Below are 12,662 nucleotides of genomic sequence, written 5' to 3'. Positions count from 1 at the left end.
GCGATAGAATATGAGCTCCGCATTATGCCAACGAATAAGTTTGAGATCTTGTTTTTTAGCCCGCGATTAGAGGATGAACAGCGTTACTGTTTAGACAGGTTTTGTGAGTTTGTACGCGATTTCAAAGATACAAAGTGACAAATGTCACGTGCTAGCGGCCAATTGCTTCACAATTAGTTCGCGAAGTAAAAAAATTCACCTAAATAGGCGGTGTCAGGGTTTATCGCCACAGCCACGTAGTAATAGGAAAGGGCATGATTATTGGGCAGCCGGGACATATCGATCATATTAAGCGCAAAAATGCGGGCACGATTTATAACTTAATCGACCGTTTTGAGCCTATTTCGCGGATCGAACTCTCGAAACGCAGCCAACTGGCGCCTGCCAGTATCACCAAAATTGTGCGCGAACTGATGGACGCTCACCTTGTAAAAGAAGCGCCGATCCAAGAAACGAGCATGCGCGGGCGTCCAGCTGTAGGGCTGATGCTGGATAACGAAGGCTGGCAATTTTTGTCCATGCGTCTAGGAAGAGGTTATCTCACTCTTGCGCTGCATTCGCTAAGCAGTGAAATTTTGATTCAAGAACGGCATGAATTAACGGTGGTGGCGCAAAGTGCATTACTCACCACCGTGGTCGATCATGTCAATGCGTTTTTCTCTCGTCACCAACAAACGGTGGATCGTGTCACCAGTATTGCGATTTCGCTACCGGGCTTGGTAAATAGTGCCCAAGGCACCGTGATTCAAATGCCGCACTTCGAGGTCGACCATATGCCTCTAGGGCCTGTATTACATCGAGAGACCGGTTTGCCGGTATTTGTGGGGAACGACACCCGTTCTTGGGCACTAGCGGAAAAGTTGTTTGGTAACGCGAAAGAAGCAGACAGCGCCGTTCTGGTCGCAGTTCACAGCGGCGTTGGGGCCGGTATTGTGCTCGAGGGCAAAGTGCTTCAAGGGCGGATCGGTAACGTTGGCGAGTTAGGTCATATTCAAATTAAGCCCTTTGGTAAGCGGTGTTTTTGCGGTAATTATGGCTGTTTGGAAACGGTCGCAAGCCTGTCCGCGATCTATGAGCAGGTGGAGACATTGCTCAATGAAGGGCATCCGAGTTGCTTGCACGACCAACCCCTCACGATAGAGGCTATATGCGATGCAGCGGTGTCAGGCGATGGTTTGGCCCACCAAGTGATCACCGAGCTGGGGCATCACTTGGGAACCGCCATAGCGATTGTGGTGAATTTATTTAACCCAGAAAAAATATTATTTGGTGGCGAATTCAATCGCGCTAAATCGGTGTTGTATCCTGCGATCATGGAATGTTTAAAAACGCAGACGATTCCGCTGTATAGCAAGTACCTAGTCTTGGAAGAAAGCTATTTCTATACCCAAGCGACGATGCCTGGAGCGGCGATGGTAAAGCAGGCGATGTATGATGGCAATTTGCTGATGAAAGTGCTGGAGGGCTAATCGTTACCTTGGCTGACAATTAAAAAGCGGTTAAAGAAAAAGCAGGTGTTGATGCACCTGCTTTTTTTTGATCTTGGCTAAGGGCGTTGGTTAGCTGTTTTTACGCTCTTCACCCAAGCATGCCGCCGCGGTAAATACTACGTCGGTTGAGCTATTCAGGCCCGTTTCGGCAGAGTCTTGTAAAACACCGATAGTAAAGCCAATCCCAACCACTTGCATGGCAATCTCTTGTGGAATACCAAACAAATTACACGCGAGTGGGATCAACAATAGGGAGCCGCCAGCAACCCCCGACGCGCCGCACGCAGATACCGCGGCCACCACACTCAACAGCACAGCCGTGGCGATATCCACTTGGATACCGAGTGTATGAACAGCAGCCAGGGTTAATACGGTAATGGTGATCGCCGCGCCTCCCATATTGATGGTGGCACCGAGTGGGATAGAGACAGAATAAGTATCTTCATCCAAATCAAGGCGGCGGCATAGCTGCATATTCACTGGAATGTTGGCTGCAGAGCTACGGGTGAAGAAAGCGGTGAGACCGCTCTCACGCAGGCAGCGAAAAACAAGGGGATAGGGGTTTTGACGCGTTTTGATATACACAATCAGCGGATTTACCACCAAGGCGATGGTTGCCATACTGCCGAGTAGCACCCCCAAAAGGTGTAAATACCCCATCAAAGCATCAAAGCCACTTTTCGCTAACGTGCTTGCCACTAAGCCAAAAATACCCAAAGGCGCAAACCGGATCACAAAGCGGACGATCATCGATACCCCCTCGGATACATCCGAGAAGACACGTTTGGTTTCGTTCGACGCATGATGAAGAGCAATACCTAAGCCAATCGCCCAAGCCAAAATACCAATATAGTTACCACTCATCAACGCGTTAACAGGGTTGTCAACGATATTGAAAAGTAGCGTACTTAATACCTGGCTAATGCCCTCTGGCGGCGTAATGCTAGCATCCGTTGCGGCAAACTCGAGGGTAGTCGGGAACAAAAAACTCATGGTCACCGCGGTCAATGAAGCCGCAAGGGTGCCGATAAGATAAAGCCCAATAATGGGGCGCATGTTGGCCCGTTGGCCTTGTTTCTGGTTAGCAATGGACGCTGCCACTAAAACGAAAACCAAAATGGGTGCGACGGCCTTCAATGCGCTGACAAAAAGTTGTCCGAGCAATCCGGCTGTGCCAGCAAGCTCGGGGGATAGATAGGCTAAAACACCACCGGCAAGAATACCGATGAGTATTTGAAGTACCAGCGAGTTACCTCGACTGACACTGGCGAGTTGTGTTTGACTCATGTGACTCTCACTTCACTGTGTTTATTATCAATGGCTGTTAATGAATCGTTAGAAGTGACGAATTAAACCAGTTAAATTCACCCTATGTAAAGGGAAAATTGTTACTTTGAACTAGTTAGGTAGGACTGAAGTGGCGAGTTATGATTAATGAGAGGTTTATTTAGTGTAATTATTCTGTTATCGCTGCAGAATAAATGGTGATAATTCTAGGTCTAGCCGAGCAAATACGTGGATTTAGGCGGCCATCTAGCATAAAAAAAGGCGACCATAGCGGTCGCCGAAGGATAACAACTAGCACAGAAATTTTTAGTAAATCGCATGTCCCACGGTATTGAGCAACTTACTCACGCCTTTTGTGAAGTAGAGAGGGGCATCTGCAATGGTATAGCAAAGGCAACCTTCTTTTGTGTATGGCGTATGATGGTGACGGCTATCGAGTAAGATAAAGTCACCTGGCACATACTGACCACTTTCATCTTCAAAGGTACCGTCCAACAAAAGGGTTAACTCATAGCCCTTGTGAGTGTGCGCAGGCACTGAACCGCCTTCATCGATATGAAGAAAACTGGCTCGCGTTGCCCCTTCGTCAAGATTAAGTCGCGCACGTTGAACTTTACCAAAGGATGCCCAATTTGAATCGCCGAATCGTTGCAGCGCCCGGGGTAAGGCATATGTTTTTTCACCGACAGTGATTTGTGTTGCGCGCGCTTCAGGTTGTTCCGCGCCAGATTGCGTCAGCGCATCGGCATCGTTGGCAGCCGCTTGTTCAAAAATGGCGGATAGCATTTCATCTTCAGCATTGTGATCCCACTCATTTACCATCAACGCTTCGTCGCCGACTGTTTCTTGATCAAACGCCACTGATGCAAGCTTTTCTTCTGCAGTGGCCACGTAAGCTTGGCACTCCTGGCAAAGTTCAACATGAGCAGACAACGCAATCGCCATCGAAGTCGGCAATTTGCCAGCAGCAAAAGCATCCAGTAAATCGGTCGATGGGTGATACTTAATCATTGTTTTACCTCCAGGTGATTGCGAAGCTTTTCTAGACCTAAACGCAATCGGGACTTGACGGTGCCCAATGGCACATTTAATTGTTCTGACAACTCTTGATGAGTCAATTGCTTGAGATAAACCCCTCTAACCACCTGCTGCTGGACCGCGGGTAACTCGTCAATAAAACTGAGAAGCTCTTGGTCCATCATGTACTGAGCACCGGAATCTGTTTCGTTGTCCTGTTGCCCTGACTCGAGAATGGGCCAGATATCATCGCTAAAATTGTCTTCGCGATTCGATTGCACCTTGCGGAGCATATCGAAGCTTAAGTTACGCATGATAGTGAATACCCATGTCGTCGCCGCGCCTTTGTCAGAATTATACAAGTGGGCTTTGCGCCATACCACTAGCATGGTTTCTTGTACTAATTCCATTGCTTGGCCGTCAGCTCTTAAATGTTTTGAACCATAAGCGCGTATCTTAGGGCCAAAAAATCGGAACAAACGTTCGAACGCTATGCGGTCGCGGTCTTCTGCAACTTTTGCTAATAATTCAGACAACTCTTCCTTCGTCACGTCAGTCATGTTGGCACGCGTGTCCCGTCTGGAAATGGTGGTCTCAGTATACATGGTTTGTGGCGCAGTCATAGTTGAGTCCTATCTGTCGTAGCCGTCCATCTCGCTTCCAATACGAGGCTTAAAACAATTGGATCACTCGACTTCTTGCTCGAGAAGCTGACTGATAAATTGCTTCGCCTCTTCTGCCGATTCTTGCGCGATAAACCATTGTTTTTGCGCGTTAGAAAGCGGCAAAATTTCTAACCAGCGTTGGCAACTCCAGGTTAAGTCTTCGAAATACGGCGCCTCATACTGCTCAGCATGATCCGGGTGGGCGGCGAAGACATTTTTAAGTCCTGCGGCAATACGCATTTTTTCTTCATTTTCTTCCTGGTCAATAAACTCGTCATGTGGCCAGTCATTCAGTGCCTGTATCTCGCCCACCCAGAGCTTGTCGGCTTCTTGCTCTGTCGATTGAATTTTTACCCGTTGACGACCTGCAATGGTAATGCCTAATAAACCATCGGGTAGTGTTTCAAAATCGACAATGTCCACCAGTGTGCCATATCGATATAAACGTTTACCTTGCATCATCGCCAGCACGAATCCCTGTTGATTCGCCGAGCATTCACGGACCAAGCGCAAATAGCGAGGTTCAAAAATGCGCAGCTTAGCTCTGCCCCCGGGTAGTAAGAACAAGGGTAGAGGAAACAGCTTCGTCATATCTACGCCTCCTTATTGATTCAACATGCCTGCCACTACGCGACTAGGGTTGGATACGATCAAGACAGAGACTGCATTACCACAATCAGGTTGACATCATTATAAGTTGTGGCATTCTGGACGTCTAAACATCTATTTTTCTAAGGGAATCAGAATGACGTTAAAGCGACCAGGATTTTGGATTGCGTCAGTGTTACTGGCGTTGGTTATCAGCGGCTGTTCAGATCAGCCAGAAACGATAAAGATTGGTGCGACTGTCGGTCCCCATGCGCAAGTCGTAGAAGCGGTTGCGAAACAGGCTAAAACAGAAGGAATTCATGTCGAAGTGGTGGAATTTTCGGATTACATCTCTCCGAATGCCGGTCTGGCAGATGGCAGTCTTGATTTAAATAGTTACCAACATCAGCCGTTTCTCGATAACTTTAATCAAAACCATGATAGTGAATTGGTCTCGATTGGGCGTTCCATCCTTATGCGGATGGGGATTTACTCAGACAAAGTACAGCGCGTGGACGATTTACCCCAAGGCGCACAAATTGCGATCCCTAACGATCCGACCAACGCCGGGCGCGCTTTGCTATTACTGCAAGACGCAGGGCTGATCACCTTGGCCGATAACGTTGGCTTTCAAGCGACGCTACAAGATGTTACCGCTAATCCCAAGCAGCTCGATTTTGTCGAAGTAGAAGCGGCACAATTGCCTCGCAGCCTACAAGATGTCGATGCTGCTGCAATTACCATGAACTATGTGATGTCATCAGGGCTTAATCCAAGTGATCAAGGTATTTTCTTAGAATCGAAAGACGCACCGCTCGCGGTGATGGTCGTGGCAGCGCGGGCAGAGGATAAAGATAATCCGACCTATCAGCGTTTGTTGGCGCTATTTCAATCAGAGGCAACACGTGCGTTTCTACAAAAAACCTTTGATGGCACGATCGAACCGGCTTTCTAGTTTTTAAAACCGGCCAGCGATAGCTGGCCATTGATATACATTCTCAATCATTGTTTACCATTCAGGGAGTTATTGCGTTAACATGCCTCTCAGCTTGTGGTTTTAGCATTCGCTAGAGTCACAGTTTCCTCGCTCGCCTAACACACAGAACGCATAGGAATTGAGATGCAATCGGCTACTCGTCCATTTAATTGGTCGCCCGTATTGCTGGCATGCTTAACGGTCAGTATCGGGCAATTCAGCATGGGATTGGTTTTTCCATCATTACCTTGGATCGCTCGTGACTTCAATCTCAGCATGGACGATGTCCAACTGCTTATTTCCGCTTACCTGCTCGGGTTTGGCCCGTCACAATTTATCTATGGCCCCATTTCGGATGCACTCGGACGCCGCCGCGTGCTATTAGCCGGTGTCTTGCTTTCACTGGTTGGGTTAACCGTGATGGTTACCTTTAGCGCCAGTTTTACCGGGTTGGTGATTGGCCGTTGTATTCAGGGGATGGGCACGGGGTGTTGTGCCGTCCTCTCGCGAGCCTTTACCCGTGACTCGTATTCCGGCGACCAACTGCCACAGGCGATGTCGTATTTGATCATGGTGGCGTCTTTTACCCCGATTGTCGCGCCCGTGATCGGTGGGTTCGTGAATCACAATCTTGGTTGGTTAGCGATCTTTATTTTATTGATGGTTTATACCAGCTTGGTGTGGTGCGTGCTCTTTTTCTTATTTAAAGAGAGTATGCATACGCGATCGCCATTACCTAAGATAAAAGTGATCCTTGGTCGTTATGGCGCACTGTTAAAAACGCCCTACTTTCTTTATTTCGCCAGTATCAGCTGGWTGAACTTCACCTTGGTGATCACCACGGTATCGCTGATGCSATTTTTAATGCAAGAGCGCATCGGGATGACCTCGGATCAATATGCGTTGTGGGCGCTTATACCCACGTGTGGCTTATTGCTGGGTAGTGCGCTGGTTTCGCGCATTCGGCCGCGTTTGGGTACCAAGCGTATGCTGTTGATGGCACCCGTGATGCAGCTCATCTCTGCGGTTTGGTTATGGCTGACTCCGATGGATCCTTTACTGCTGATGATAGGGCAGTTTTTTATGGTGTTTGGCAACGGGATTGCGCTGCCTTGCTCCCAGTCGCAGGTGATGCAGCCTTACTCTAACCAAGCCGGCACCGTCGCTGCGCTCTCCGGTGGTGGACAGATGATTATTTCCGCGTTGATGAGTATGGCGCTATTGAGCTTGGGGGTTAGTGAAGCATGGCACCTTGGTGTGGTGGTGGGCGTGTTTGCGCTGCTCTCCGTTCATAATATCTTCCGTGGCTTCGCAGCACCGAAAGTCAACGTCGCCAATGGCACCATCTGACGGAATACAGAATACAGAAAGAGCCGATGCAAGCGCGATCTGCTCTCTTCTGTACTCCGCAAGCGAAGCGCTCTGTATTCAAAAATCCTGAATATCGCGTAGGTTGGCATAAGCGCCAGCACGATGCCAATCATTATCACGATGTGTGCCGCGCGCCCGTTGCACGGCGCCATCGGACATCGGGGTTAAATTTGGCACCGATCGTGACTGACGCCCTATCTACTCACCAAAAAACTGCGTAATTGCGGTGATCATCCCTTGGGTGAGTTGGTGGAGTTGGTCGTCGCGGATGCAATAGGGTGGCATCACATAAACCAGCTTGCCGAACGGGCGAACCCAAATGCCTTGGGCGGTCATTAAGGGCTGAATATCGGCCAGATTCACCGGATCGGTCAGCTCTATCACGCCAATTGCGCCAAGCACACGCACGTCCGCTACACATTCCAATGCGCGAGCAGGCGTCAAGCCAGTTTTCAGCTGCTGCTCGATATGCGCGATGGTCTGCGGCCAGTCACTTTCTAGCAAGGTATCAATGCTGGCGCAGGCCACGGCACAGGCGAGTGGATTACCCATAAAGGTAGGACCGTGCATAAAACAGCCTGCATCACCGCCACAGACAGTATCGGCCACATGGCGGGTGGTGAGCGTGGCGGCCAAGGTCATGTAGCCGCCGGTCAGTGCTTTACCGACGCAGAGTATATCTGGGCTGATCCCCGCGTGGTCGCAGGCAAATAGTTTTCCAGTTCGGCCAAATCCGGTGGCAATTTCATCCACAATCAGCAGCACATCAAATTCGTCGCACAAGGCGCGCACTTGACGCAGGTATTCGGGATGATAAAAGCGCATACCACCTGCGCCTTGCACGATGGGCTCTAAGATCACCGCGGCCAGTTGACCGTGATGGGTGGCGAGTGCGTCGCGCATAGGCTGCATGTCGTTAGGGTTCCACTCACCGTCAAAGCGGCTTTGTGGGGAGGGCACAAAATGATGCTGAGGCAGAAACCCTTTGTAGAGTTTGTGCATCGAATTATCAGGATCCGTCACCGACATGGCGGCGAACGTGTCGCCATGATAGCCATGACGCAAGGTCAAAAACTGTGCGCGTGACTCGCCGCGCCCCTGCCAATATTGCATCGCCATTTTAAGTGCCACTTCTACTGACACAGAGCCAGAATCGGCCAAAAACACTTGCGTGAGCGGGGCGGGTGAATGTGCGACCAAGCGCTCGCAAAGCGATACCGCGGGCTGGTGGGTGAGACCGCCAAACATCACATGCGACATGTCATCGATTTGCTGATGCGCTGCGGCGTTTAAAGCAGGGTGGTTATAGCCGTGAATGGCTGCCCACCATGACGACATGCCATCAATCAGAACAGTGCCATCTTCAAGATGCAGTTCCGCGCCGCTTGCGTGTGAGACGGGCAAGCAAGGCAAAGGATCGAGCGTTGAGGTGTAGGGATGCCAGATATGTTCACGGTCAAAATAGGTGTTAATGCTCATAAATAAATCAGATGTAAACCAGTGTGATCTTGTTGTGTTGACAGGTTAGCGTCTGTGGGTAGACTAGCCAAGCATTAAAACGACAACAACGGGGAAAACCGCGTGGAAATAAGACACAACTGGACCGCACAGGACGTGCAAGCATTGTTCGATAAACCCTTTATGGATTTGCTGTTTGACGCGCAGCAAGTGCATCGTGAATATCATCCTGCCAATCAAGTGCAAGTCAGCACGCTGTTATCGATCAAAACTGGCGCGTGTCCAGAAGACTGCAAGTATTGTCCGCAAAGTGCGCGGTATCGCACCGATGTTGAAAAAGAACGCCTGATGGAAGTCGAACAGGTGCTAGAAGCGGCACACAAAGCCAAAGCCTCGGGTGCGACGCGTTTTTGCATGGGGGCGGCGTGGAAAAACCCCAAGCAACGCGATATGCCATACCTGCTCGATATGATCCAAGGAGTGAAAAGCCTAGGATTAGAAACCTGTATGACACTGGGCATGTTGGATAACGAGCAGGCCCAAACGCTCTCTGAAGCGGGCTTAGATTACTACAACCATAATTTAGATACGTCGCCTGAGTTTTACGGCAACGTCATTACCACGCGGACCTATCAAGAGCGCCTTGATACCTTATCCAACGTGCGAGAGGCGGGGATGAAAGTCTGCTCAGGCGGGATTATCGGACTGGGCGAAGACATGAACGAGCAAATGCAAACCTTGTGCTTTATGGCTGGCGCCAACTCGATATTCTATGGCTGCAAGCTGTTGACCACACCAAACCCTGACGAAGACGCGGATATGCAGCTATTTAAAAAGCTGGGTATTAATCGCGAAGCGGTCAGCCAAAAGCCCGATCAAGTCACTGAGCACGACTTACTTGAGCAAGTGGCCGAGCGAGTGGCATCGCGCCCGCAAGAGGGCGATTTGTTCTACGATGCCAGTGTCTAAGCACGATGACTGATACAAGATCAGCGCTGACCCGTCGTTATCAGGACGAGCTGACCGTACGCCAGCAACAAGGCCTGTGGCGGCAAAGTGGTGACAATGCCGTCGCCGAGTCATGGCGCAACTTTGCCGGTAATGATTACTTAGGCCTCGCGCAAGATCCGCGATTGGTCAAAAAGGCGCAGCAGCACCTTGAACGCTGGGGCGTGGGCGCGACGGCTTCGCYGGTAGTATCTGGTTTTACCGCAGCGCATCAATCCCTTTGTGATCAGCTGTGTGACTGGCTGGGTTACCCGCAAGCGATACTGTTTAATAGTGGTTTTGCCGCCAATCAGGCGTTGCTCTTTACGCTGTTAGGCAAAGACGATGCCTTGTTTCAAGACAAACTCAACCATGCCTCCTTGATTGAGGCGGGTTTATTGAGCCCTGCCACGCAGCGGCGTTTTCGTCATAACGACATGGCACATCTTCGCCAACTGCTCGCAAAGCAAATCCAGCCTTCCGCATCGCTGATTGTCTCGGAAGGGGTATTTAGCATGGATGGTGATGTGTCGCCAACCGAGAGTCTTGCCGCGATTGCCAACCAATCGGGCGCGCTCTGGGCGCTGGATGATGCGCATGGGATTGGCGTGTTAGGGCAAGAAGGCGAGGGCAGTATCAGTCGTGGCGCGCGGCCGGATATTTTAATCGTGACGTTTGGAAAAGCCCTGGGCGTGGCGGGGGCGGCAGTGCTGGCTTCTCCCACCATCATTGACTATTTACGCCAGTTCGCTCGCCATTATGTGTACTCGACGGCTATGCCACCTGCGCAAGCGGCACTCATTGAGGATGCGATGAGGCTGGCACGAACAGAGCACTGGCGGCGAGAAATACTCAGCGCCCATGCTGAACAGCTAGCGCAAGGCCTCCAGGACTGGTTAGAAACCGACTCTGCTCTCGAACCGCATTCCTTCAGTACTCATTCTTTAGATAAGCAGCCCTTCCCGCAATTGCTTGCAACGCCTAGTCCGATCAAGCCGCTGATTATCGGCGATTTGGCAGCATTACAGCAGGTGAATCACGCTCTGATGAAGGCCCATATCCGAGTAGGAGCGATTCGGCCACCGACTGTGCCTGCTAACACCGCACGTCTGCGGTTCAGCCTGTCTGCGCAGCATCAAAAAACAGATATCACCGCACTAATTGAGGCGCTTAAGCCGGTATTAGCGAGCGACAAAGCGTGTGGGGTGACAGCATGACCGTCGTCGATAAACAAGCGATTGCTCGCGCGTTTGGCCGAGCCGCGCCCCATTATGATGACAGCGCGACGCTGCAGCGCCGTGTCGGCCATCGGTTAATGGCATTGGCTGAGTCAGAGCAAAAGGCTGTCCGTCTCGGTACCGTCTTAGATGTCGGCTGTGGCACCGGTTATTTCACTCAGCAGTGGATGACTCATGCCAAGACAGTGATTGGACTGGATCTCAGCGCCCCCATGCTTGCGACGGCAAAAGCGCGCTGCGGCGATGTCATGCTAGCCGTACAAGCAGATGCGGAGCATTTGCCGCTGGCTGATAACAGTGTCGATCTAGCATTTAGCTCGTTAGCGCTGCAATGGTGTGATGATTTACACGTGCCATTGGCGGAGCTGAGTCGGGTCGTCAAACCCGGCGGGAAAATTCTTGTTTCGACACTGCTCACCGGATCCTTGTGTGAACTCGATAGCGCGTGGCAACAAGCATGCGGCACGTCACGAGTGAACCGCTTTATCTCCTTCTCAGAGTTACAGCAGGCGACCCAACGCGCCGGGCTGATGCACGCAACCGTGTTGCAAGAAAGCGAACAGCTGACCTTTGCCAATGCCCATGCGGTGACGCCGCTGGTGCTGATTTAGCGCCTGATCACCAACTAAATAGTGACGCTGTCACTTTGCAGCGCGCCAGTGCGATCGCATTGCCGTATGCCGCGATCAACCCAGTGTTGTTAGAAACGCCATGTTCGCCGCATTGGGCGGCCGCGTTAGCCAATACGCCCATTGATACCCAGATGCTAAGCGATGGGTTAGCACATTTAAAACAGCAGGCTCGCCCGGTATTGGTAGAAGGTGCCGGCGGCTGGCAAGTGCCACTGAGTGAGACGGAGACGCTGGCCGATTGGGTAGTTACCCATCAGCTGCCAGTGATCATGGTGGTGGGGATTAAACTTGGCTGTTTAAACCATGCTTTGCTCACTGCAGAGGCCATTCGTGCCCGCGGGCKTGAATTAGCCGGATGGGTGGCAAACGCCGTGGATCCCAAGGCGCAGCACAGTGACGAGATGGTGCGCTATTTAAACGCCCATTTAGATGCGCCTTGTCTCGGGCACTTGCCGTTTGCTGCCGATGCCTCACCAACACAATGCGCGAGTCACTTAGATATTGCGCAGTTGTAAACAATTTATGGAAATGTAGCGATCAAAAAAGCCAGCGCTATGCTGGCTTTGTCTATTCAGTAGCTGATGTAGATAGACAGTTACTTTTGGTCGCCTCGCACGCCCATTAAGCTTTGCTGTATCTCTGCCATTTGACGTGCCGCCGACGCGTCATCTGACGCTAATCCAAGCTCTGAACAGGCTTCATCAAAGCTCATGCCGAGATGACAGGTTAAGATGTCGATCGCGACGCGGTAATTTTCTTGCTCTGCCATGGTCTCACTCCATTGATAACGCGTTGCAAGGATGAAGTATGCAACAGTTTGTGATTTATACTGTCTGATGAGGGTGTCTGCGCGTTGCGAAACAGCCTCGTGAGTATCGTAGTTTTAAACAGCTGGGTATAAATTAGCCTGACTCGAGCGCGAAGACAACTCGACCAAAGTCTATAGTCGTGGC

12 protein-coding genes and 1 pseudogene are annotated in these 12,662 nt (G+C 50.8%); 7 read left to right on the top strand and 6 right to left on the bottom strand.

The window, feature by feature from the left end; genetic code table 11:
* The first annotated feature begins 254 nt into the window (after positions 1-254).
* Positions 255-1,469: an ROK family transcriptional regulator gene (locus tag BZG79_RS05630; RefSeq protein ID WP_021022794.1), complete on the top strand. Its 1,215-nt coding sequence runs from the start codon at positions 255-257 to the stop codon at positions 1,467-1,469.
* 90 nt (positions 1,470-1,559) lie between these two features.
* Here BZG79_RS05630 and sstT read toward each other — a convergent pair whose 3' ends face one another.
* The 4 genes from sstT to BZG79_RS05610 form a co-directional block, all read right to left on the bottom strand.
* Positions 1,560-2,777, bottom strand: coding sequence for a serine/threonine transporter SstT (gene sstT / locus BZG79_RS05625; protein WP_028569616.1), 1,218 nt, complete (start codon positions 2,775-2,777; stop codon positions 1,560-1,562).
* A gap of 306 nt (positions 2,778-3,083) precedes the next feature.
* On the bottom strand, positions 3,084-3,788 hold the full coding sequence (locus BZG79_RS05620; RefSeq protein WP_077461302.1) for a ChrR family anti-sigma-E factor: 705 nt from the start codon (positions 3,786-3,788) through the stop codon (positions 3,084-3,086).
* Entirely contained in the window at positions 3,785-4,354 is a 570-nt protein-coding gene (locus tag BZG79_RS05615) for a sigma-70 family RNA polymerase sigma factor (RefSeq protein ID WP_101494590.1), read from the bottom strand. Before BZG79_RS05615 ends, BZG79_RS05620 begins: the two co-directional genes overlap by 4 nt.
* Positions 4,355-4,480: 126 nt before the next feature.
* Entirely contained in the window at positions 4,481-5,050 is a 570-nt protein-coding gene (locus BZG79_RS05610) for an LON peptidase substrate-binding domain-containing protein (protein ID WP_021022797.1), read from the bottom strand.
* A gap of 154 nt (positions 5,051-5,204) precedes the next feature.
* Here BZG79_RS05610 and BZG79_RS05605 point away from each other — a divergent pair, with 154 nt between their 5' ends.
* Together BZG79_RS05605 and BZG79_RS05600 are read left to right on the top strand one after the other, a co-directional pair.
* Positions 5,205-6,002 carry a MetQ/NlpA family ABC transporter substrate-binding protein gene (locus tag BZG79_RS05605; RefSeq protein WP_077646842.1) on the top strand — a complete coding sequence of 266 codons (798 nt, stop codon included), beginning with the start codon at positions 5,205-5,207 and terminating at the stop codon, positions 6,000-6,002.
* A 165-nt stretch (positions 6,003-6,167) separates the two neighbouring features.
* Positions 6,168-7,373, top strand: a complete 1,206-nt coding sequence (locus BZG79_RS05600; protein WP_077773913.1) for a multidrug effflux MFS transporter — start codon at positions 6,168-6,170, stop codon at positions 7,371-7,373.
* Positions 7,374-7,592: 219 nt separating this feature from the next.
* Here BZG79_RS05600 and bioA read toward each other — a convergent pair whose 3' ends face one another.
* Entirely contained in the window at positions 7,593-8,867 is a 1,275-nt protein-coding gene (gene bioA / locus BZG79_RS05595) for an adenosylmethionine--8-amino-7-oxononanoate transaminase (RefSeq protein WP_199877562.1), read from the bottom strand.
* Between the two features lie 108 nt (positions 8,868-8,975).
* Here bioA and bioB point away from each other — a divergent pair, with 108 nt between their 5' ends.
* The 4 genes and pseudogenes from bioB to bioD form a co-directional block, all read left to right on the top strand.
* Positions 8,976-9,821, top strand: a complete 846-nt coding sequence (bioB, locus tag BZG79_RS05590; RefSeq protein WP_077773911.1) for a biotin synthase BioB — start codon at positions 8,976-8,978, stop codon at positions 9,819-9,821.
* A 5-nt stretch (positions 9,822-9,826) separates the two neighbouring features.
* Positions 9,827-11,056: an 8-amino-7-oxononanoate synthase gene (locus tag BZG79_RS05585; RefSeq protein ID WP_077773910.1), complete on the top strand. Its 1,230-nt coding sequence runs from the start codon at positions 9,827-9,829 to the stop codon at positions 11,054-11,056.
* Positions 11,053-11,688 carry a methyltransferase domain-containing protein gene (locus BZG79_RS05580; RefSeq protein WP_077773909.1) on the top strand — a complete coding sequence of 212 codons (636 nt, stop codon included), beginning with the start codon at positions 11,053-11,055 and terminating at the stop codon, positions 11,686-11,688. Before BZG79_RS05585 ends, BZG79_RS05580 begins: the two co-directional genes overlap by 4 nt.
* Before the next feature lie 23 nt (positions 11,689-11,711).
* Positions 11,712-12,224 (top strand): annotated as a pseudogene (gene bioD / locus BZG79_RS05575) (dethiobiotin synthase); the annotation flags it as partial.
* Positions 12,225-12,304: 80 nt separating this feature from the next.
* Here bioD and BZG79_RS16350 read toward each other — a convergent pair.
* Positions 12,305-12,478, bottom strand: a complete 174-nt coding sequence (locus tag BZG79_RS16350; protein ID WP_021024399.1) for a hypothetical protein — start codon at positions 12,476-12,478, stop codon at positions 12,305-12,307.
* Between the last annotated feature and the right edge of the window lie 184 nt (positions 12,479-12,662).

It is taken from the genome of Salinivibrio sp. MA427, from assembly GCF_001996115.1.
GTDB lineage: Bacteria > Pseudomonadota > Gammaproteobacteria > Enterobacterales > Vibrionaceae > Salinivibrio > Salinivibrio costicola.
This window is presented reverse-complemented; position numbering and strand designations above follow the sequence as displayed.

Coding starts and splice junctions, on each gene's coding strand:
- BZG79_RS05630 (WP_021022794.1), top strand. CDS start 255: ATGATTATTGGGCAGCCGGGACATATCGATCATATTAAGCGCAAAAAT.
- sstT (WP_028569616.1), bottom strand. CDS start 2,777: ATGAGTCAAACACAACTCGCCAGTGTCAGTCGAGGTAACTCGCTGGTA.
- BZG79_RS05620 (WP_077461302.1), bottom strand. CDS start 3,788: ATGATTAAGTATCACCCATCGACCGATTTACTGGATGCTTTTGCTGCT.
- BZG79_RS05615 (WP_101494590.1), bottom strand. CDS start 4,354: ATGACTGACGTGACGAAGGAAGAGTTGTCTGAATTATTAGCAAAAGTT.
- BZG79_RS05610 (WP_021022797.1), bottom strand. CDS start 5,050: ATGACGAAGCTGTTTCCTCTACCCTTGTTCTTACTACCCGGGGGCAGA.
- BZG79_RS05605 (WP_077646842.1), top strand. CDS start 5,205: ATGACGTTAAAGCGACCAGGATTTTGGATTGCGTCAGTGTTACTGGCG.
- BZG79_RS05580 (WP_077773909.1), top strand. CDS start 11,053: ATGACCGTCGTCGATAAACAAGCGATTGCTCGCGCGTTTGGCCGAGCC.
- BZG79_RS16350 (WP_021024399.1), bottom strand. CDS start 12,478: ATGGCAGAGCAAGAAAATTACCGCGTCGCGATCGACATCTTAACCTGT.